The 19,902-nt window shown below is 73.9% G+C and carries 16 protein-coding genes; 5 read left to right on the top strand and 11 right to left on the bottom strand.

Features of this window, described 5'->3' with window-relative positions; genetic code table 11:
* Positions 1 to 75: 75 nt before the first annotated feature.
* Entirely contained in the window at positions 76 to 270 is a 195-nt protein-coding gene (locus LPU43_RS15415) for a hypothetical protein (protein WP_229401130.1), read from the top strand.
* A 76-nt stretch (positions 271 to 346) separates the two neighbouring features.
* On the opposite strand, the gene LPU43_RS15410 is transcribed toward LPU43_RS15415, so the two are convergent.
* The 4 genes from LPU43_RS15410 to pcaF all read right to left on the bottom strand — a co-directional run bounded on the left by LPU43_RS15410 (position 347) and on the right by pcaF (position 5,193).
* Positions 347 to 847, bottom strand: coding sequence for a DUF456 domain-containing protein (locus tag LPU43_RS15410; protein ID WP_229401129.1), 501 nt, complete (start codon positions 845 to 847; stop codon positions 347 to 349).
* Positions 844 to 3,006, bottom strand: a complete 2,163-nt coding sequence (locus LPU43_RS15405) for a putative bifunctional diguanylate cyclase/phosphodiesterase (protein ID WP_373321720.1) — start codon at positions 3,004 to 3,006, stop codon at positions 844 to 846. The genes LPU43_RS15410 and LPU43_RS15405 overlap by 4 nt, the downstream gene beginning before the upstream one ends.
* A gap of 6 nt (positions 3,007 to 3,012) precedes the next feature.
* Positions 3,013 to 3,825 (bottom strand): SAM-dependent methyltransferase, encoded by an 813-nt coding sequence (locus LPU43_RS15400; protein ID WP_229401127.1) that lies wholly within the window; start codon positions 3,823 to 3,825, stop codon positions 3,013 to 3,015.
* Between the two features lie 162 nt (positions 3,826 to 3,987).
* Entirely contained in the window at positions 3,988 to 5,193 is a 1,206-nt protein-coding gene (pcaF, locus tag LPU43_RS15395; protein ID WP_229401126.1) for a 3-oxoadipyl-CoA thiolase, read from the bottom strand.
* A gap of 389 nt (positions 5,194 to 5,582) precedes the next feature.
* Here pcaF and LPU43_RS15390 point away from each other — a divergent pair, with 389 nt between their 5' ends.
* The gene (locus tag LPU43_RS15390) at positions 5,583 to 6,899 is read left to right on the top strand and encodes a dicarboxylate/amino acid:cation symporter (RefSeq protein WP_229401386.1); all 1,317 of its coding nucleotides are present in this window, start codon (positions 5,583 to 5,585) and stop codon (positions 6,897 to 6,899) included.
* 192 nt (positions 6,900 to 7,091) lie between these two features.
* Positions 7,092 to 8,159: an NADH:flavin oxidoreductase/NADH oxidase gene (locus tag LPU43_RS15385; RefSeq protein ID WP_229401125.1), complete on the top strand. Its 1,068-nt coding sequence runs from the start codon at positions 7,092 to 7,094 to the stop codon at positions 8,157 to 8,159.
* 136 nt (positions 8,160 to 8,295) lie between these two features.
* Here LPU43_RS15385 and LPU43_RS15380 read toward each other — a convergent pair whose 3' ends face one another.
* From LPU43_RS15380 to LPU43_RS15355, 6 genes are all read right to left on the bottom strand, one after another.
* Complete coding sequence (locus LPU43_RS15380) at positions 8,296 to 11,880, bottom strand: ATP-binding cassette domain-containing protein (protein ID WP_229401124.1); 3,585 nt, start codon at positions 11,878 to 11,880, stop codon at positions 8,296 to 8,298.
* 95 nt (positions 11,881 to 11,975) lie between these two features.
* The gene (locus LPU43_RS15375) at positions 11,976 to 12,815 is read right to left on the bottom strand and encodes a GNAT family N-acetyltransferase (protein ID WP_229401123.1); all 840 of its coding nucleotides are present in this window, start codon (positions 12,813 to 12,815) and stop codon (positions 11,976 to 11,978) included.
* A 194-nt stretch (positions 12,816 to 13,009) separates the two neighbouring features.
* Positions 13,010 to 14,185 carry a flavodoxin-dependent (E)-4-hydroxy-3-methylbut-2-enyl-diphosphate synthase gene (gene ispG, locus LPU43_RS15370; protein WP_229401122.1) on the bottom strand — a complete coding sequence of 392 codons (1,176 nt, stop codon included), beginning with the start codon at positions 14,183 to 14,185 and terminating at the stop codon, positions 13,010 to 13,012.
* Between the two features lie 9 nt (positions 14,186 to 14,194).
* The gene (locus LPU43_RS15365; RefSeq protein ID WP_229401121.1) at positions 14,195 to 15,445 is read right to left on the bottom strand and encodes a M50 family metallopeptidase; all 1,251 of its coding nucleotides are present in this window, start codon (positions 15,443 to 15,445) and stop codon (positions 14,195 to 14,197) included.
* Positions 15,445 to 16,656 carry a 1-deoxy-D-xylulose-5-phosphate reductoisomerase gene (dxr, locus tag LPU43_RS15360; RefSeq protein WP_229401120.1) on the bottom strand — a complete coding sequence of 404 codons (1,212 nt, stop codon included), beginning with the start codon at positions 16,654 to 16,656 and terminating at the stop codon, positions 15,445 to 15,447. The genes LPU43_RS15365 and dxr overlap by 1 nt, the downstream gene beginning before the upstream one ends.
* Positions 16,657 to 16,699: 43 nt before the next feature.
* Positions 16,700 to 17,365, bottom strand: coding sequence for a Uma2 family endonuclease (locus tag LPU43_RS15355; protein WP_229401119.1), 666 nt, complete (start codon positions 17,363 to 17,365; stop codon positions 16,700 to 16,702).
* A gap of 149 nt (positions 17,366 to 17,514) precedes the next feature.
* On the opposite strand from LPU43_RS15355, the gene LPU43_RS15350 reads away from it, so the two are divergent.
* Entirely contained in the window at positions 17,515 to 18,831 is a 1,317-nt protein-coding gene (locus LPU43_RS15350; RefSeq protein WP_229401118.1) for a family 43 glycosylhydrolase, read from the top strand.
* Between the two features lie 114 nt (positions 18,832 to 18,945).
* On the opposite strand, the gene LPU43_RS15345 is transcribed toward LPU43_RS15350, so the two are convergent.
* Positions 18,946 to 19,332 (bottom strand): winged helix-turn-helix transcriptional regulator, encoded by a 387-nt coding sequence (locus LPU43_RS15345; RefSeq protein ID WP_229401117.1) that lies wholly within the window; start codon positions 19,330 to 19,332, stop codon positions 18,946 to 18,948.
* Between the two features lie 101 nt (positions 19,333 to 19,433).
* On the opposite strand from LPU43_RS15345, the gene LPU43_RS15340 reads away from it, so the two are divergent.
* Positions 19,434 to 19,823 (top strand): VOC family protein, encoded by a 390-nt coding sequence (locus LPU43_RS15340; RefSeq protein WP_229401116.1) that lies wholly within the window; start codon positions 19,434 to 19,436, stop codon positions 19,821 to 19,823.
* Positions 19,824 to 19,902: the final 79 nt, after the last annotated feature.

Below are 19,902 nucleotides of genomic sequence, written 5' to 3'. Positions count from 1 at the left end.
GACGCGGATCCGCGTCAGGCCGATCCGGCATGCAGCACCGCCACCCCGCGCGTGACCCAGAGAGGTTCTGACAAAATGTCGAAGAATCCGCTACATCCAGCCACCGCTCTCCACGTCGTGATCCTCTCCACCCTTCTCGTCGGCATCCTGATGTTCCTGCTTCGAGAGGCGGAAGCCCCTGCCTGGGCTTTCATCGGCGTCGGGCTCGCGGTATTCGGGCTTGTGCTCGGCTTCCTGATCCCCCGCTGGCCCGGGTCGAAGCGCCCCTGAGTCCTCAGGGCGGCAATGGAAGCAGCCCTGGCCTGGCAGGCATCGGTTCAGGTGGCCGCTCCCGGCCGCGCCGCGCTCAGGCGAACAGCAGCCCCGCGACCCAGAGCACCGCCACGACCACGCCGGCCAGGAACTCCACCAGCATCGACAGCCCGGCGGCCTTGAGCGCCTGCACCGTTGACGGCCAGGCGAGCTGGTGGCTGCCCAACCGCAGCCGCTCGGCCGCCCACACCCCGCCGACGAAGCCGAGCACCAGCCCGACGACGGGCACGACGAAGAACCCGACCAGCCCGAGCAGGCCGCCGGCCAGCAGCGACGACGTCGGCACGCCCGTCCGTTTCAGGTTCCGCCCCGGCCACAGGTACTTGACGACCGTGCCGCCGACGACCACCACCGTCGCGGCGGCCAGCACCGCCCAGCGGCCCGGCCCGGCCTCGCCGAACAGCGCCCAGACCAGCACCCCGCCCCAGCACAGCGGCAGCGCGGGCAGCCCCGGCACCACCACGCCGGCCAGGCCGGCGACGATGGCCAGCGCGGCCACCAGCGTCACCAGCGCCTGCGAGTCGGTGAGGCTCACGGCGTGCCCTCGCCGCGCAGCCGGGCCGTGATGCCCGCGGCCGGCACCGGGCCGCCGAACCAGCGGCCCTGCCCCGTGTCGCAGCGCAGCGCCTGCAGCCGCTCGGCCTGCGCCGGTGTCTCCACCGCCTCGGCGGTCACCCACAGCTCCAGCGCGTGGGCGAGCCGGACCAGCGCGTCCACGATCCGCTCGTCGCGGCGGTCGGCTGCGCCGGGGTCGTCGGCCCGGATGCCCTCCACGAACGGCCCGGCGAGCTTCAGGCAGTGGATGGGCAACCGCCGCAGGTACGCCAGGTTCGAGTAGCCGGTGCCGAAGTCGTCGATCGCCAGCCGTACGCCGAGGTCGGCGAGCTGTTGCAGCGACCGCAGCGGCTCGGCCGCGCTGCCCATCACGGCGCTCTCGGTCAGTTCGAGCTGGAGCAGGGCGGCGGGCAGCCGCGTGGAGCGCAGCGCGTCCGCCACCGTCTCCACGATGGCCGGGTCGTCGGCCTGCCGGGCGGCCAGGTTGACGCTCACCATCAGCTTCCCCTCCGGGAACTCCCGGTGCCACGCCTCGGCGTCGCGGCACGCCTGCCGCAGCACCCACTCGCCGAGCTGGACGATCAGCCCGGTCTCCTCGGCCAGCCCGATGAACCGGTCCGGCCCGACCAGCCCCAGCTCGGGGTGCTGCCAGCGGACCAGCGCCTCCACGGCCACCATGGACGAGTCGAGCAGCGACACGATCGGCTGGTAGTGGACCACGAACTCGCCCCGCTCCAGCGCGGCTGGCAGGCCGGCGGCCAGCGCCGCGCGGGCGAGGTCGCGGGCGCTGCGCTCGGGGTCGTAGACGGCCCACCGGCCGCGCCCGTCGGCCTTGGCCCAGTAGAGGGTGGTGTCGGCGGCCTTCATCAGCTCCGACGCGCTGGTCTCGGCGCACGGGCACTCCACGATGCCGACGCTGGCCGACACGCTGAGCTGGTGCCCGCCGACGCGCACCGGGGCGGAGACCGCCGCCAGTGCCATCTCGGCGACGCCCACCGCCTCGTCGAGGCCGTCGCCGCCGTCGACGAGGATGACGAACTCGTCGCCGCCCATCCGGGCGACCAGGTGGCCGCGCCCGGCGACGCACTCGGCCAGCCGGCGGGCGATCGTGACCAGCAGCCGGTCGCCGAGGTCGTGACCGAAGCCGTCGTTGACCGCCTTGAAGCCGTCCAGGTCGAGGAAGCAGACCCCGACCCGGTGGTCCGGGCCGGCGTCGTCGAGGACCCGGCCCAGGGTCTCGAAGAACAGCGTCCGGTTGGGCAGGTCGGTGAGCGGGTCGTGCAGCGCCTGGAAGGTGAGCCGCTGCTGGAGCTCGTACCGCTCGGTGATGTCCTCGATCATCGCCACGGTGAAGCGGGGCCGGCCGTCGTCGTACCGGATCAGCGAGACGGCCAGGTCGGTCCAGACCACGCTGCCGTCCTTGCGGTAGTAGCGCTTCTCGACCCGGGCCGAGTCGTGCTTGCCCTCGATCAACTCCCGGTAGAGTTCCCACATCCCGGCGGCGTCGTCGGGGTGGGTCAGCGACGCCACGTCGATCTCGCGCAGTTCCTCGATGGAGTAGCCGAGCATGTCGGCGAAGGACTGGTTGACGTCGGTGATCCGCCCGTCGACGCCGGCGATGCCGATGCCGATGGCCGCCCCGGTGAAGACGGCGCGGAAGCGCGCCTCGCTGTCCCGCAGCGCCTGCTCGGCGGCGTCCCGGGCAAGCCAGGCGCTGCGGGCGATGCTCTCCTGCTGGTGGAAGGTCCGGGCGCGCAGCGCGCGGGCGAAGCCGGCGGCCAGCCGACCCTGGAGGGCGGCGACCCGCTCGGCCGTGCCGGGCAGGCCCGCCCGGACGGGGAGCACCTCGGCCACGAACCGCTCCCCGAGCGCGGTGACCATCCAGTCGAGCAGACCCGGCTCGGTCAGGTGCGCCTCGACCAGCGCCCGGCCGACGTCCCCGGCGGGCTGGGCGGTGAAGTCCTCGGCGAGCAGCGCCCGGGCCAGCCGTACGGTGTGCACGAGCAGGAGCCGCTCGGTCTCGGCCATGCTCAGCGGCACGAACCCGAGCTGGTGCGCCTCCCAGGCCCAGGCGGCGGCGAACGCCCGGGCGCCGTCGGGGTGCAACGGCTCGCCGCCGAATTCCGGCACGGCGGTCACCTCGGCCTAGCCGGCCGGCTGGTCGTACCGGGCGACGCCGCCGAACGCGCCGAACCGCTCGGGGTGGTCGTCCGCGTCGGACGGCGAGTCGGGCCGCCACAGCGGCATGTGCACCACGCCGGGCTCCAGGATCGTCCAGTCGCCGAAGTAGCCGGTGATCTCGGCCCGGGACCGCAGCGTGATCTCGGTGTCGGTACGCGCCGAGAGCCGCTGCGCGTCCAGCATCTCCTGCGGCTGGTCCTCGAACGTGGAGTGCGAGACGACCAGGAAGCTGCCGGGCGCGGCGGCGGCCCGCAGGGTGGCGAGGATCTCGGCGGGGCGGTCGGCGTCGGGGACGAAGTGCACCACCCCGGCGAGCAGGATGCCGACCGGCCGGCCGAGGTCGAGCAGGCCCGTCGCCCGGGACTCGGCGAGGATGCGCTCCGGGTCGCGCAGGTCGGCGTGGATCACCCCGGTCAGGTCGTCGTCGGCCAGCAGCTCCCGGCTGTGGGCCACGGCGACCGGGTCGATGTCCACGTACACCACCCGGGCCTTCGGGTTCGCGGCCCGGGCGACCTCGTGCACATTGCCCACGGTGGGAATTCCCGAGCCGATGTCGAGGAACTGGTCGATGCCGGCGTCGAGCAGCGTCCGCACGGCGCGCCGCAGGAACTGCCGGCCCGCGCGCATCGTGGCCGCCAGGTTCGGCGTCGTACGGGCGATCTGCTCGGCCAGTTGCCGGTCGATCTCGAAGTTGTGCGCGCCGCCGAGGAAGTAGTCGTAGACCCGGGCCGCGCTCGGCCGGCTCAGATCGATCCCGCTGGAAAGCCCGTCCGCCATGTTGTCGCTCCCGCCAGTCGTCGACGCGCCACGGGTCGAGCCGACCGCCGGAGCGCGTGGAGCCGCCCGCCCAGGCCGGCAGCCCGCAGGGTGTGTGGTGTGGAACACTCTAGGCCGCTGGCCTTACCGTAGGCGAGACCTGGGAAGTCCGCCGGGCGCAGGTCAGGCAACTGACTCCAGCATCAGCGAGATGCCCTGCCCCACGCCGACGCACATCGTGGCGACCGCGCGACGGGCGTCGCGGCGACGCAGCTCCAGCGCGGCGGTCAGCGCCAGGCGTGCCCCGCTGGCCCCCAGCGGGTGACCGAGCGCGATGGCCCCGCCGTTGGGGTTGACGTGCTCGGCGTCCTCCGGCAGCCCCAGCTCGCGCAGCACCGCCACCGACTGGGCCGCGAACGCCTCGTTCAGCTCGATCACGTCGACCGCGCCCAGGTCGACGCCGAGCCGGTCGAGCAGCTTGCGGGTGGCCGGCACCGGCCCGATCCCCATGACCCGGGGCGGCACCCCGGCCGCGGCGGCCCCGACGATCCGCGCCAGCGGGGTCAGGCCGTACCGGGCCACGGCCGACTCGCCGGCCACCAGCAGGGCCACGGCCCCGTCGTTGACGCCCGAGGAGTTGCCGGCGGTCACCGTGCCACCGGAACGGAACGGGGTGGGCAGCGCCGAGAGCTTCTCCAGCGACGTCTCGCGGGGGTGCTCGTCGACCTCCACCAGCTTCGTCTCGCGCCGGCCCGCCGGCACGGTCACCGGCACGATCTCCTCGGCGAACCGGCCGTCGGCCTGCGCCTTCGCGGCCCGCTGCTGCGACCGGTACGCGAAGGCGTCCTGCGCGGCGCGGTCCACGGCGTACTCGGCGGCCACGTTCTCGGCGGTCTCGGGCATCGAGTCGATGCCCCACCCCTTCTCCATCAGCGGGTTGACCAGCCGCCAGCCGATCGTGGTGTCGTACACCTCGGCGGCCCGGGAGAACGCCGAGGTGGCCTTCGGCATGACGAACGGCGCGCGGCTCATGCTCTCCACCCCGCCGGCGACGACCAGCTCCGCCTCACCGGCGACGACCTGCCGGGCGGCGGTGGCCAGCGCGTCCAGCCCCGAGCCGCAGAGCCGGTTGACGGTGCTGCCGGGCACCTCGCCGGGCAGCCCGGCCAGCAGCGCGGCCATCCGGGCGACGTTGCGGTTGTCCTCGCCGGCCTGGTTGGCGCAGCCCAGCACCACGTCGTCGACGCGGGCCCAGTCCACCGCCGGGTGCCGGGCGACCAGCTCGCGGATCACGTGCGCGGCCAGGTCGTCGGGGCGCACGCCGGACAGGGCGCCGCCGTACCGGCCGATGGGGGTGCGGACACCGGCAACGAGATATGCCACGGTCATCGACGTAGTCCTTCGTGGGGGTGGGAAGGGCGAGACGCAGGGGGACGCCGGGTCACGGCGACGGGGTCAGGATATCCGCGCGGCCCGGCCCGGCGCGGTGGGCGGGCCGCCGGCCGGGCGGAAGGAGGGGCACCTTCTTAACGCTTCCGGTAGAGGAGGGGCCCCTTCCTCACCACGGCTGTAAGAAGCCTCACCGCCTGCGGTTCTTCCGCCCCGGACGGGGTCGGCGTATCGTCGAACGGCGATGACCAATGTCTGGCACCTCACCGTGCGCCTGTACGTCGATCTGCGACGACAGGCCAGCGGCGTCTGTCCGGCGCGGCCCGTCTCCTGACGCCCGCCCGACCGACCGCCCCTCTCCAGACCTTGGACGTCCCATGGCTTCCGCCCTGCGCAAGTTCCCCTTCTCCCTCCAGATCCTGCTGGGCCTCGTGCTCGGCGTGGCGCTGGGCTTCCTCGCCCGCGCCAACGACCTGAGCTGGCTGGCCAGCACCCTCGACACCGTCGGCGGCCTCTTCGTCCAGCTCCTCAAGCTGGCCGTACCGCCGCTGGTCTTCACCGCCATCGTGGTCAGCGTGGTCAGCCTGCGCGGCGTGGCGAACGCGGCCCGGCTGGCGCTGAAGACCCTGCTCTGGTTCGCCGTCACCGCGCTCGTCGCGGTCGGCATCGGCATCGGCCTCGGCCTGCTTACCGACCCGGGCCGGGGCGTCACCCTCGACCTGGGCGCCGCCACCGCGCCGAAGCGGACCGGCTCCTGGACCGACTTCCTCACCGGCATCGTGCCCACCAACCCGGTCGGCGCGTTCGTCGAGGGCAACGTGCTCCAGATCGTTTTCCTCGCCGTGGTGGTGGGGGCCGCCGCGCTGCTGGTCGGCGAGGCCGCCGAGCCGTTCGTGGCGCTCAACCGGTCGCTGCTGGAGATCGTGCAGAAGGCGCTGTGGTGGGTCATCCGGCTCGCCCCGATCGGCACGCTCGGCCTGATCGGCCACGCCGTCGCCTCGTACGGCTGGGACCTGCTGGCCCCGCTCGCGAAGTTCACCACCGCCGTGTACGTCGGCTGCGCGATCGTGCTGTTCGTCGTCTACCCGCTGCTGCTGGTGGCCGCCGGCCGGCTCAACCCGCTGCGCTTCTTCGCCGGGGCGTGGCCGGCGATCGAGCTGGCCTTCGTATCCCGCTCCTCCGTCGGCACCATGCCGGTGACCCAGCGTTCCGTCGAGCGCCTCGGCGTGCCCCGCGAGTACGCCGCGTTCGCGGTGCCGTTCGGGGCCACCACGAAGATGGACGGCTGCGCCGCGATCTACCCGGCGCTCGCGGCGATCTTCGTCGCGCAGGTCTTCGGGGTGGACCTCGGCGTCGGCGACTACCTGCTGATCGCGTTCGTCTCCGTGGTCGGCTCGGCCGCGACCGCCGGCCTGACCGGCGCGATCGTGATGCTGACCCTGACCCTGAGCACGCTGGGCCTGCCGCTGGCCGGCGCCGGCCTGCTGCTGGCCATCGACCCGATCCTCGACATGATCCGCACCGCCACCAACGTGGCGGGCCAGGCCGTCGTCCCGACGATCGTCGCCGCCCGCGAGGGCACCCTGGACCGGGCCGCGTACGCCTCGGCGGGCCGCCGCGACCTGACCGAGCCCGACGAGGTCACCCACCCCACCCCCACCACCCCCCGCGCCGACAAGCCGACCCCCGTCCCCGCCGGCGCCTGACACCGCGCAGACCCCTGCCACCGCGCCGCAGCCCGGCCCCCGACACCGCGTCGATCAAGAGGTTCGCGTCACGACGGAGATCGTTCCCGACGCAATCCTCTTGATCACCGCCGGACGGCGGGCACGCCGGACGGGGCGGGAGGGCGGGGGGCGGGGCCGGGTGGGAGTGGGGCGAACGAGAGGATCGATCGCATGAGCAGCCTTTTCGAGCCGTTGGCGCTGCGCGGGGTCACCCTGCCCAACCGGGTCGGCATGGCCCCGATGTGCCAGTACAGCGCGGGCCCGGACGGCCTGCCGACCGACTGGCACCGGGTGCACCTCGGCTCCCGCGCGGTCGGCGGCGCGGGCCTGGTGATCACCGAGGCGACCGCCGTGGTGCCCGAGGGTCGGATCAGCCCCCAGGACACCGGCCTGTGGTCCGGGGCGCACGTGGACGCGTGGCGGCCGATCACCGCGTTCGTCGCCGACCACGGGTCGGTGCCGGCCGTGCAGCTCGCGCACGCCGGGTTCAAGGCGTCGACGTACCGGCCGTGGGCGGACCGGCGCGGCGGGGTGCCGGACGCCGAGGGCGGCTGGACGCCGGTCGGCCCCGGCGCGGAGCCGTTCGTCCCCGACTACCGGGTGCCCACCGCGCTGGACGAGGCCGGGATCGCGGGCGTCGTGGAGGCGTTCGCCACGGCCGCCGGCCGGGCCGTGGACGCCGGGTTCGCCGCCGTGGAGATCCACGCCGCGCACGGCTACCTGCTGCACGAGTTCCTGTCGCCGTTGACCAACCACCGCGACGACGCCTGGGGCGGCGACCGGGCCGGCCGGATGCGGCTGACGCTGGAGGTGGCCCGGGCCGTCCGGGCGACGATCGGCGAGCGGGTGCCGGTGCTGGCCCGGGTCTCCGCCACCGACTGGACCGAGGGCGGCTGGACCGTGGAGGACAGCGTGGTGCTCGCCGGGGAGCTGGCGGCGGCCGGGGTCGACCTGCTGGACACCTCCTCCGGCGGGGCCGCCGCCTCGGCGACGATCCCGGTCGGCCCGGGTTACCAGGTGCCGCTCGCCGCCCGGATCCGCCGGGAGGCCGGCGTGCCGACCGGCGCGGTCGGCCTGATCGTCGAGCCGGAGCAGGCCGAGCAGATCGTGGCGAGCGGGGAGGCGGACCTGGTCCTGCTCGGCCGCGAGCTGCTGCGCGACCCGTACTGGCCCCGGCGGGCGGCGGCGAAGCTCGGCGCGGAGCCGGCCTGGCCCGACCAGTACGTCCGCGCCTTCTGACCGGCGCGGCGGGACCAAGAGGGCCGGCCTGGCCCGACCGATACGCCCACGCCTTCTGACCCGCGCGGCGGGACCAAGAGGGCCGGCCTGGCCCGACCGATACGCCCACGCCTTCTGACACCGGGCAACCCGGCGGTCAGCCCGCCAGGTGGCCCCAGTCGTCCTCCAGGTCGCGCCAGGGGCCCCGGGCCGCCACCTCGCCGCCGACCAGCACCACCACCTGGTCGGCGCGGACCAGGGCGGCCCGCTTCGACGTCGAGCCGACCACCGTCACCCCGTGCGCGCGCAGCGCCGCCCACAGCTCCAGCTCCGTGGTGACGTCCAGCGCCGAGGAGACGTCGTCGGCGACCAGCAGCTCGGTGCGCGGGGCGAGCGCCCGCGCCAGCGCCAGCCGCTGGAGCTGGCCGCCCGACAGCCGCGTCCCCTTGTGCCCGATGAGCAGCCCGAGCCCGCCGCCCGCCGCCGCCAGGTCGTGTTCGAGCTGGGCGGTGGAGACCGCCGCCGCCGCGTCCACGTCGTGGCCGAGGGCCACGTTGTCGGCGACCGTGCCGGAGAGCACCCGGGGGAGCTGGCCGACGTACCCGACCTGCTGGGGGCGCAGGAACAGCTCCGGCGCGGTGACCGGCTCGTCGTTCCAGCGCAGCGTGCCGGTGTGGTGCACGATGCCGGCGAGGGCGCGCAGCAGCGACGACTTGCCGGAGCCGACCGGGCCGACGACGAGCACCAACTGCCCCCGCTCGACGGTCAGGTCGACGTCGTGGACGGCGAGCGTGCCGTCGGTGTGCAGCGCGCCGAAGCCGACCAGCTCCAGCCGGCGCAGCGGGTGCCGGGCCGGGACCTCCGGCGTGGGCGCGGTGCCGGCGACCAGGTCGACCCCGGGCACCGCCGCCGAGTACGTCCCCACCCCCGCCATCTCCACCGTCCGGCGCGTCCACACCCGGGCGGACGGGTACTGGGAGACCAGCGACGCCGTGGTCCACGCGAACCAACGGGCCGCGCCGAGGGTGGAGACCGCCACGAGGGTGGCCCCGGCGGAGAGCTCCCCGGCGAGGTAGAGCGCCCACGCGCCGATCGGCAGCAGGCCGCTGACCAGCGAGGGGGTCGACCGGGCCCACACCTGTGCCACGATCTCCCGGCGCTGCCGGTCGCTGCGGGTGACGTCCAGGCCGGCCAGGTGGGCCAGCACCGGCCGGGTGGCGCCGGCGAGCTTCACCGTGCGGGCGGCCGACAGCGAGGAGACCAGCGCGGTGGCGAACGCCGCCCGGGCGGCGACCGTGGCCCGCGCGGAACGCTCCAGGCCCGGCCCGAACAGCGTCGCCGCCAGCCCGGAGACGACCATGGTCCCGACGAAGAACGCGGCCGGCACCAGGGTGCCGGAGACCACCGTCATCGTCACCACGGCGATCAGGGCGATGCCCTGGTCGAGCAGGTTGTCGGCGAGCATCACCACCCGCTCGGTGTCGCCGCCCTGGGCGACCACCTCGGCCGGGGTGTGCCGGCTGACCCGGCGCGGCCCGGTCTGCCCGTGCACCAGCCGCAGGCCGATCCGCAGCATCTGCCGGACCCACCAGACGGGGAACCAGCGGCTGGTCAGGTAGGTCACGGGCGTGGTCACCAGCAGCCCGGTCACGATCCCGAGCGCCGGCCACCACACCCCGCCGACCCCGTCCACCAGGTCCGCCCAGAGCCAGGGCAGCACCGCGCCGTCCAGGCCGAGCAGGCCGCCGAGCGTGAACAGGACGATCGCCGTCAGGCCGTACCTCGGGTCGTTGACGGTCAGGCGGAAGATCTCCCGCATGGTCCGCACGGGCGGTGCCGGCGGCAGCGGCGGCGGGTCGGCCTTCGCCCGCGCGACGCCGACCGGCGTGCCGGGCCCGGCCGGACGGCTCACCGCGCCCGGCCCGGCGGGACCGCCCGCCGAGGGCGGCGACCCAGGCCCGGCGGGGAGCAGATCGGCGGGAGCGTCCGCCGCCGGGGTCGGCCCGGCCGGGTCCGTCAGCACCGCGACGCCGCCGCCGCGCCCGGCCGTGCCCGCCTCGGCGTACGCGGACGCGTGGCTGACGGCCAGCAGCTCGGCGAAGCGCTGCGAGGAGCGCAGCGGGCCGGCCTCGACCACCGCCCCGTCTGCCAGCACCACCACCTCGTCGCAGCGACGCACCGAGGAGAGCCGGTGCGCGATGACGACGCCGATCCGGCCGGCGAGCATCCGGTCGGTGGCCCGCTGCACGAGCGTCTCGGTGACCGGGTCCAGCCGGGCGGTGGCCTCGTCGAGGATCACCACCTGCGGGTCGCGGACCAGGATGCGGGCGAAGGCCACGAGCTGCTCCTGCCCGGCCGACAGCACGTACCCGCCCTCGCCGAGCCGGGTGTCCAGCCCGTCGGGCAGCTCGGCGACCCACCCGGCGAGCCCCAGCTCGTCCAGCGCCCGGGCGGCGTCAGAAAGCAGGGCCGGGTCGAACAGGGCGACGTTCTCGGCGAGGGTGCCGGCCAGGATCTCGGTGCGCTGCGGCACCACGGCGATCCACCGGCGCAGCCGCTCGACGTCGAGCTCCAGCAGGTCGACCCCGCCCAGCAGGACGGCGCCCCGGGGCAGGTCCACCGCCCGGGTGAGCACCTTCGCCAGCGTGGACTTGCCCGAGCCGGTCCGCCCGACCAGGGCGTACGACCGGCCCCGGCGGAAGGTCAGCGACACCCCCCGCAGCGCGGGCCCGCGGTCGCCCTCCGCGCTGCCGGCCGGGTAGCGGAAGGTGAGGTCGCGGACGACCAGGTCACCCTCGACCGGCTCCCGGCCGCCGGTCGGCTCCTGCGGGGCGTCCTGCAACAACTGCACCCGACCCCACGCGCCGAACGCGACCTGGAGCTCGGGCAGCATCCGGCTGACGTGCTCGACGGTCGCCCCGAAGGCCAGCACCAGCAGCCACACGGCGGTCAGCCGGGCGGCGTCGATCCGCCCGGCGGCCAGCGCCCACGCCCCGCCGAGCACCACGCCGACGATGCCGACCCGGATGACGCCCGTGCCGATCGTGGTGACCTCCGCCGACATCTTCCACACCCGCTGGCCCCGGGTCAGCACCTCGGCGGCCCGTTGGGCGTAGAGCCGCAGCACGTACGGCTGGGCCAGGGTGGTGCGCACGTCGTCCTGGCCGTGGACGGCCTCCTCGGTGACGGCGGCGACGTCCGTCCACGCCTCCTCCTCGGCCATCCGGGCCGGGGCGATCCGCCGGGTCGGCTTGCGCAGGACGAGCCCGAGCAGCACGGTCAGGGCGATCATGCACACCCCGGCGGGCCACCAGATGACCAGGGCGACGAGCGTGGAGAAGAGCCCGGTGGCCGAGAGCTGGGCGATCCGTACGCCGTGGCCGCGCACCTCGGAGGCGACCTGGTACACGTCGCCGTCGATCCGGTCCAGCAGCTCGCCGACCGGGGTGGTCTCCAGGGTCGGCAGGTTCTGCCCGAACGCCACCCGGCACAGCCGCCGCCGGACGTCGGCGGACCAGTCGGCGGTCAGCCCGGCCATCAACAGCCCGAGCGCCAGGTCGGTGAGGACGGCGGCGCAGAGCGCCAGGGCGAGGACGACGAAGAGCGTCCCCGAGCGGTGCACCAGCACCGGGCCGGCGAGCGCCGCCGCGGCGGCCTGCCCACCGGCGCCGAGGACGACCAGCACGGCGACGAGCGTCATCCGGCGTGCCGAGGTGGCCCACAGGTCGCGGAAAAGGCGCACGGTGATCCTCCGGACTCATGGGTGGCGGTACCCCCACCCTGCGCGATTCGGCGGGAGCCTTCAACGCATTTACGCCGAGCCCGCCGGTGCTCGCCTCAGAACAGGACGGTGGCGAGGGTGCCGACGGGGCGGAAGCCGCAGCGCTCGTAGACCCGCCGGGCCGGCAGGTTGAAGTCGTTGACGTACAGGCTGACCGTGGGCGCGACCCGCAGCAGCGCGTCCCGGGTCACCGCCGCCATCGCCGCCGTGGCGATCCCCCGGCCGCGCCACTGCGGCGCCACCCAGACGCCCTGGACCTGCGCGGTGCGTCGGGTCACCACGGCCAGCTCGGCCTTGAACACCACCTCGCCGTCGACGAACCGCGCGTACGCCCGGCCGGCGCGGACCAGGTCGGCGACCCGGCGGCGGTAGCCGCGCCCGCCGTCCTCGGCCAGCGGCGAGACGCCGACCTCCTCCGTGTACATCGCCACGGCGGCCGGGAAGAGGCGGTCGACCTCGTCGCCGCGCACCAGGCGCACCTCGGGGTCGGTGACCACCGGCGGCGGCGAGTCGGCGGCCAGCAGCGGCTGGTTGGGGCGCACGTCCCGGGCCGGGCCCCAGTGCCCGGCCAGCCGTTCCCAGAGCCCGAGCACCGCGTCCGCCCGCCCCACGATCGACGAGCAGAGCCGCTCCTCGCCGGCCAGCAGGTCGGCGTACGCGGCGACGGCCGCCTCGGAGGCGAGCACGGGAGTCAGGTTGCCGCCCAGCCAGCAGATCGATTCGAGGTTCCGGCGCGTGCCGTACCCCAGGACCCGCCCCTCGGCCCGCCACCAGGCCAGCCCGCGCGCGGCGATCCGCTCGGCGACCTGCGCCCCCGCGAACGGGTCGAGGTCGAGCAGCCGCTCCACCGCGCGCCGCTCCGACTCCCCGAGTTGCCGCACCGGCACCGTCAGCACGGCTACCAGCCTGCCAGATCGCCCCGGGCCGCGCGGGCTGAGCTCCGACTCCGCCCGGCGGTCCGCCGCCGACGGCCGCCCGGGTGGGTCCGTTGGCGGCATGTCGGCGACACGGGGGCATCCCGGCCCCGGGGACCCCGCCATGTCGCCGACATGGCGGGGGCGGCCCGGGTCGGGACCGCAGCCCGGGTGGGTCAGTGGACCGTGACCGTGGGGCCCGACGGGAGCAGGTCGCGGAGGTCCTCCGGGATCTCCGCGCCCATCTCGTCGGCGATCCGCAGCGCCTCCTCGATCAGGGTCTCCACGATCTGCGCCTCGGGAACGGTCTTGACGACCTTGCCCTTGACGAAGATCTGGCCCTTGCCGTTGCCGGAGGCGACGCCGAGGTCGGCCTCGCGGGCCTCCCCCGGACCGTTGACGACGCAGCCCATGACGGCCACCCGCAGCGGCACCGGCAGCCCCTCCAGGCCGGCGGTGACCTCCTCGGCCAGCTTGTAGACGTCCACCTGGGCCCGGCCGCAGGACGGGCAGGAGACGATCTCCAGGCCGCGCTCGCGCAGCCCCAGCGACTCCAGGATCTGGTTGCCGACCTTGATCTCCTCCACCGGCGGGGCGGAGAGCGAGACCCGGATCGTGTCGCCGATGCCCTCGGCGAGCAGCGCGCCGAAGGCGACGGCCGACTTGATGGTGCCCTGGAACGCCGGCCCCGCCTCGGTCACGCCGAGGTGCAGCGGGTAGTCGCAGCGCTCGGCGAGCTGCCGGTACGCCCGGATCATCACCACCGGGTCGTTGTGCTTGACAGAGATCTTGATGTCGCGGAAGCCGTGCTCCTCGAACAGGGAGCACTCCCACAGCGCCGACTCGACCAGCGCCTCGGCGGTGGCCCTGCCGTACTTGGCGAGCAGCCGCTTGTCCAGCGAGCCGGCGTTGACGCCGATGCGGATGGGCACCCCGGCGTCGCCGGCCGCCTTCGCGATCTCCTTGACCTTGTCGTCGAACTGCCGGATGTTGCCCGGGTTCACGCGCACGGCGGCGCAGCCGGCGTCGATCGCGGCGAAGACGTACTTCGGCTGGAAGTGGATGTCGGCGATGACCGGGATCTGCGACTTGCGCGCGATGGCCGGCAGGGCCTCCACGTCGTCCTGCGAGGGCACGGCGACCCGGACGATCTGGCAGCCGGAGGCCGTCAGCTCGGCGATCTGTTGGAGGGTGGCGTTGACGTCGGAGGTGAGGGTGGTGGTCATCGACTGCACCGACACCGGCGCGCCCCCGCCGACCGGCACCGAGCCGACCATGATCTGGCGGCTGGCCCGGCGCGGGGCGAGCGCGGGGGGCGGCGCGACGGGCATACCGAGACTGACTGCGGTCACTTCAGGCACTCACCTTGAGAAGAGCGTGATGGGGTTGACGACGTCCGCGGTGATGGTCAGCAGCGTGAACGCGCCACCGATCAGGATCACCGCGTACGTGATGGGCATGAGCTTGAGATAGTCGACGCGGCCCGGGTCCGGCTTGCCGAAGCGGGCGAAGACCCACGAGCGGGCCCGCTCGAACCAGGCGATGGCGATGTGCCCGCCGTCGAGCGGCAGCAGCGGCAGCAGGTTGAACACGCCGATGAAGAAGTTCAGCGAGATGAAGAGCATGAAGAACACCAACCAGGCGTTGTTCTCCACGGCCTCGCCACCGAGCCGGCTCGCGCCGACCACGCTGATCGGGGTGTCCATGTCCCGCTCGCCGCCGGTGATCGCCGTCCACAGGGCGGGCACCTTCTGCGGGATGCGCTTCATCGCCTCGTACGTGTTGACGGCCATGTCCCCGGTGAACCGGGCGGTGCCGCCGAGCGCGCCGACCGGGCCGTACTGGACCCGGGTGGGGGTGCTGAACTGGAGGCCGATGCCGAGCGCGGAGACCGGGCCGACCTGGCCCTTCGGGTCGTCCAGCGGCGGGCGCTGGGTCTGGGCGAGCACCGTGCTCGTGGTCCCCGGCTGGCCGTCGCGGACGTAGGAGATGGTGGCCTGCTCGCCCGGCTTCGTGGCGCGCAGCGCGGTCAGCAGCTCGCCGTAGTTGTTGACCGGGGTGCCGTTGAGCGCGGTGATCCGGTCGCCGTCGCGCAGGTTGGCCTGCGCCGCCGGGCTGGCCGGGTCGCCGGCCGCGCAGGCGCGGGCGAGGTTCTCCGGCACCACGCACCCGGTGAGCGCGATGACGGCGGGCTCCTGCCGGGCCTGGGCGTCGGTGGTCGGGAAGTCCGGGTTCGGCAGGCCGGCGGACATCGCCACGATCCAGGTCGCCACGAGGGCGAGGGCGAAGTGGGTGATGGAGCCGGCGGACATCACGATCGTCCGCTTCCAGACCGGGAAGCGCCACATGGCCCGGTGCTCGTCGGCGGGCTCGACGTCGTCGTCCTGCGGCGTCATGCCGACGATCTTGCAGAAGCCGCCGAGCGGGATGCCCTTGACGCCGTACTCGGTCTCGCCCCGCCGGAACGACCAGAGGGTGGGGCCGAAGCCGACGAAGTAGCGGGTGACCTTCATGCCGAAGGCCTTGGCGGTGAGCATGTGCCCCGCCTCGTGCAGGCTCACCGAGACGAGGATGGCCAGGGCGAAGAGCACCACCCCGAGCAGGTACGCCATCAAGCTCCTTCCACCGACGCCACGATGATCTCCTGCGCGTGCGCGCGTGCCCACGACTCGGCGGCGAGCACGTCCTCGACGGTACCTGGTTCGGCGAAATCGGGAGTGTCCTCCAGCACGCGGCGCAGGGTGTCGACGATGCCGAGGAACGGCAGCCGGCCGGCGACGAACGCCGCCACGCACTCCTCGTTGGCCGCGTTGTAGACCGCCGGGCGGCAGCGCCCGGCCTCACCGGCCGCCTTGGCCAGCGCCACCGCCGGGAACGCCTCGTCGTCGAGCGGGGCGAACTCCCAGGTGTGGGCCTTCGTCCAGTCCACGGCGGCGGCGGCGTCGGGCACCCGGTCGGGCCAGCCGAGGCCGAGCGCGATGGGCAGCCGCATGTCCGGCGGGCTGGCCTGCGCGAGGGTCGACCCGTCGGCGAACTCGACCATCGAGTGGATCACCGACTGCGGGTGGACCATGACGGCGATGTCCGCGTACGGCACGTCGAACAGCTCGTGCGCCTCGATCACCTCCAGCGCCTTGTTGACCATCGTCGCCGAGTTGATCGTCACGACGGGGCCCATGTTCCAGGTCGGGTGGGCGAGGGCCTGCTCCGGCGTGACCTGCGTCAGCTCGTCGCGCCGCCGCCCCCGGAACGGGCCGCCGCTGGCCGTGACGACCAGCCGCCGCACCTCGCCCCGGGTTCCGCCGCGCAGGCACTGGGCCAGCGCCGAGTGCTCGGAGTCGACGGGCACGATCTGCCCCGGCCGCGTCACCGCCGCCTTCACGAGGGGGCCGCCGGCCACGAGCGACTCCTTGTTGGCCAGGGCGAGGGTACGCCCGGCGCGCAGCGCGGCCAGGGTCGGCGCGAGCCCGAGCGAGCCGACCACCGCGTTGAGCACGACGTCGCAGGGCCACTGCGCCAGCTCGGTCATCGCGGCCGGCCCGGCGATGATCTTCGGGAGCGCGAAGTCGCCGCTGGACCAGCCGCGCCGGCTCGCCTCGGCGTAGAAGGCGAGCTGGAGGTCCTGCGCGGCGGACGCCTTCGCCACCCCGACCGCCTCGACGCGCAGTTCGAGGGCCTGGGCGGCGAGCAGCTCGACGTTGCCGCCCCCGGCGCCGAGCGCCACCACCCGGAACCGGTCGGGGTTGCGCCGAACGATGTCGATGGCCTGGGTGCCGACCGAGCCGGTCGACCCGAGCAGGACGAGATCGCGGGGAATTGTCACCCGCCCATTGTTCCGCAGCGTCACCAAGCGCCCGCCGGGAGCCTCACCCCTCGGCGTCGGGCTCCTCCGGCGGCGCCTCCTCGCCGAGCAGGTCGGCCGGGTCGATGGAGAACTCGAACGGCTCCCTCATCACGAACCGGGTGCCGGCGGCAGCAGCCGCCACCGGCCGGTACTCCCCCTCCACCAGCTCGAACAGCGCGATCGTGGGCACGCGGTGGCGCAGGTCGACGCGGAGGAAGAACGGCACACCGACGGCGGCGTACTCCCTGGGCCGGTCGATGATGTCCTTACGTCGGTTGCCGGGCGAGAGGATCTCACCGAGCAGTACGGCGTGGCGGATGTGCATCGTCGTTCGTCCGCCTCCCGGAACGTCGAGAATGACGATGTCCGGGATGAACAAATCGTCGCCCGAGACGACGTTCGACTCCAGGTAGAGCCACAGCTTGGCGCGGCGGGCCGCCTGCTTGAGCAGGTACGCGAGATCCAACTCCGCGTCCTGGTGGTCGTATCCGGCGTGTGGGGTCACGATCACGCTTCCGCTCAGGACCTCAACCTTGGGGCCGTTGGTCTCCGGCAACAGGTCGAGGGCGAGCTGGGCGGTCCACGGCTCGTCGTGCCACCGCAGCACGTCGAACGACGGCTCGGTGGGCTGCGACGCCAGCCCGGCTTGCTGCCGCGCCGGCTCGGGCGCGAAGGCTGCCTGGGCCATCGGGCTCACCCCCTCAGCGGGACATTCTGCTCAGGTCAGCCTAGCCCCCGCAGCCCCCGCCGCAGCGCATCGCACAACCAGTGCGGCATCAGCCGCCGAGGGCGCGCAGGAATCTTTTAGGATATCGATAGATGTGGTTGGATTTCGCCATGCGAAGAGTTCTCGTCTGGTTGGCGGCGACGCTGGTCGCCGCACCACTGCTCGTCAGCCCGGCAGTGGCCCAGGCCGCCCCCGTCGCGCCGTCGCTGGTCATCGCGAGCGACTTCCCGGACCCCGACGTGGTCAAGTTCGGCGGCACCTACTACGCCTACTCCACGAACAACGGCCACGGGAACGTCCCGGTCGCCACGGCGAGCTCGCTGACCGGGCCGTGGACCCGGCGGCCCGACGCGATGCCGACCCTCGGCGCGTGGGCGGACGGGGGCCGGACCTGGGCCCCCGACGTCACCCAGCGGGCCGACGGGCGCTACGTGCTCTACTACACCGCCCACAGCCGGGCCACCGGCCGGCAGTGCATCGGCGCAGCGCTCGCCACGTCGCCGCTCGGGCCGTTCAGCGCCGTGGGCACCCAACCGCTGGTCTGCAACCCGGGCGAGGGCGGCGACATCGACGCGGCGAGCTTCACCGACAGCACGGGCCTGCGTTACCTGCTCTACAAGGACGACGGCAACGCCATCGGCCAGCCGACGAGCCTCTGGCTGCACCAGGTGGCCGCCGACGGCGTCACCCTCGTCGGCGGCCGGGCCGAGCTGCTGCGCAGCGACCGCGCCGAGGAGGCCGGCGTCATCGAGGCCCCCGTGCTGACCAAGGTCGGCGGGCAGTACGTGCTGTTCTACTCCCTCGGCGGCTACGGCGGCGACGGCTACCAGACCAGCTACGCCACGTCGACCTCGCTCACCGGGCCGTACACGAAGGCGTACCGGTCGCTGCTGACCACCGCGTCGCTGGACTCGACCGTGCGCGGGCCGGGCGGCGCGGACATCGTGCGCGAGGCGGGCGGCGACCAGATCGTCTTCCACGGCTGGATCAACAACTACTCCGCCCGGGGCATGCACGTGGCGGCGCTGGGCTGGGCCAACGGCTACCCCGTGGTGCGGGGCAGCCGGGTGCGGTACGAGGCCGAGCGCGGCACGCTCAACCGCTGCGCGGCGCGCGGCGCGGCGAACACGTCGCAGGGGCAGGTCGTGGCGTACATCGACTACGCGGACAGTTGGGTCGAGGTGACCGTCTTCGCGCCCCGGGCCGGCGCGTACACCGCCCACGTCGCCTACGCCGCCGGCTACGGCGACGCCCAGCACACGCTGACCGTCAACGGGGCGAACCCGAAGGTCGTCACCTACCCGCACACGGGCTGGGAGGTCTGGCGGCAGGTGGGCGTCGACGTGACGCTCAACGCGGGCTTCAACAAGCTGCGGTTCACCTACCTGAGCCGCTGGGCGGAACTCGACTTCGTGGAGGTGGCGTAACACCGCCTCCCGCCGGGCCGGGCTTCCCGTGGTCAGCGTTGGCGGGCGTGGGACGCGAGGCGGTGGCCGCCTGTCCCGCATTCGCCGAGCGACGCGGATTCGGAGAACCCAGCGTCAGCCGGCCTCCCGATCGAACCGGCGGCGCGCCGCCAGCACCTCGTCAAGGTGCTGGCGGCTCCACCGGCAGAATCCGTTGATCGTGCCGTGCAGTTCCCGCCCGGCGGTGGTCAGTCGGTACTCGGTCCGCGGGGGCAGGGTGGGATGGACCGTGCGGTGAACCAGGCCGTGCCGTTCCAACTGCCGCAGCGTCACGGTGAGCAACCGGTGGCTGATGCCGGTGACCTGCCGGTGCAACTCGCCGAAGCGACGCGAGTCCGCGCCGACGGCCTCGATCACCGGCACCGCCCACTTGGTGCCGACCACGTCGAACACCTCCCGGGCCACCGCCTCCACCCGCGCCACATCGGCCGCCGTCGGCGTGCCCGGGATCGCCTCGTCCACTCGCCGCACCTCGCCTCTTACCAGAAAGTGCGTACTTTACGTGTTCAGAGCCGTTGTCCTAGCGTCCTGGTCGGCAACCCCGACAGGCTGGAGCAGCGACGATGACCATCAGAAAGACGTACGCCCGACTCTGGGTGGACGACCTGGACGCCGCACTGCCGTTGCTGCGGACCCTGGTCGGCGCGGAGCCGGACCTACGGTTCGGGTTCGACGCGATCGAGCTGGCCGCGATCGGTGACTTCCTGGTCATCGCCGGTCCGGCCGAGCAGCGGGCCCAGTACGCGCACGCCTCGGCCACCGTGATCGTCGACGACCTGGACGCCGTCGTCGCGGAGCTGGTCGCCTCCGGTGGCGAGGTCACCACACCGGAGGCGACCAGCCCGACCGGCCGCTACCTCTACGCCCGGCACCCGGGCGGCGCCGAGATCGAGTACGTCGAGTGGGTGCCGGAACTGGTGGACCGGATCGTCAACCGCGTCGAGGTCGCATAGGGGCCGGGCTGCGAGACCTTGGTACGGATCGGCCCCCGGAGGGGCGCTTTCGTACCAAGGTCTCGCAGCGGGCTCCCGA

Source organism: Micromonospora okii (assembly GCF_020884795.1).
GTDB classification, from domain to species: Bacteria; Actinomycetota; Actinomycetes; order Mycobacteriales; family Micromonosporaceae; genus Micromonospora; species Micromonospora okii.
Note: the sequence above shows the minus strand (reverse complement) of the source record. Positions and strands in the feature narration are given on the sequence as shown.